The sequence below is a fragment of the Janthinobacterium kumbetense genome, from assembly GCF_023703445.1.
Lineage (GTDB): Bacteria > Pseudomonadota > Gammaproteobacteria > Burkholderiales > Burkholderiaceae_D > Janthinobacterium > Janthinobacterium kumbetense.
The window spans coordinates 1-315 of record NZ_JAMQGR010000050.1; the positions used below are offsets into that span (position 1 = coordinate 1).

At 41.9% G+C, this 315-nt stretch carries 1 tRNA gene; it reads left to right on the forward strand.

Features of this window, described 5'->3' with window-relative positions:
• Positions 1-15: 15 nt before the first annotated feature.
• A tRNA-Ala gene (locus tag NCG91_RS27920) sits at positions 16-91 on the forward strand.
• The last annotated feature ends 224 nt before the right edge of the window (positions 92-315 follow it).

Consider the following 315-nt stretch of genomic DNA (forward strand, 5'->3'; position numbering starts at 1 on the left):
CTGGAAATACCCATAGGGGGATTAGCTCAGCTGGGAGAGCACCTGCTTTGCAAGCAGGGGGTCGTCGGTTCGATCCCGTCATCCTCCACCAAAAAGTTCAAACGTAAGTTGATCACAGCGGTGATTAAATTTAGGTTTGGTCTTTTCGAGATCAAGTGCTGTATGTTCTTTAACAATCTGGAAGAAGTAAAGATTATTTATTGATCGGTTTGCCGTAAAAGGTGAATCGATGGGTAATGATTGTATGTATCAACAAACAAGCAACAACGTTGTACTTTCTTATCCCTGTAGCGCTCTTTCATCATGTAAATGATG